The sequence below is a fragment of the Treponema endosymbiont of Eucomonympha sp. genome (genome assembly GCF_001028545.1).
On record NZ_BBPW01000600.1, the window covers coordinates 1 to 465 of the forward strand.

1 protein-coding gene is annotated in these 465 nt (G+C 61.5%); it reads left to right on the forward strand.

Translation table 11 applies throughout. The features are described 5' to 3' along the window. On the forward strand, window positions 1-339 hold a 339-nt coding region (tsaE, locus tag AWU74_RS08255), incomplete at its 5' end, for a tRNA (adenosine(37)-N6)-threonylcarbamoyltransferase complex ATPase subunit type 1 TsaE (protein ID WP_062328827.1). Window positions 340-465: the final 126 nt, after the last annotated feature.

The following is a 465-nucleotide window of genomic DNA, read 5'->3' on the forward strand; positions in this document are numbered from 1 at the left end:
GGCGCGCTCGCCGCGGGGAAGCCGACGTTTGCCAAAGGCGTCGCCCGTGCGCTGGGCGTCGCCGAAACGCTTACCAGCCCGACATTCACGATTATTTCCGAATACGCAGGGCGTATGCCGCTGTATCATATGGATATGTATCGGCTCGGTTCCGAAGCCGATTTCATCAATCTGGGGGCGGACGACCTGCTCTACGGCGAAGGGGTGTGCGTCGTCGAATGGAGCGAAAAAATCCCTGCGGAGCTTCCCGAAGCGGCTATCCGCGTCAGCATTGCGGCGAAGGCGGACGGCTCGCGCAGCGTCTCGGTGGACAACTGGCGGTACGGGGAACTGCGATGAAGGCGCTCGCGCTTGATACCGCGTCTATGCACGTTACCGTCGCCGCGAAAGACGGCGATAAAACCGCGTCGGTAACGCTTGCGCTGGGGACACACCAGTCGAAAAAGCTGCTTCCTGCGGTCATCT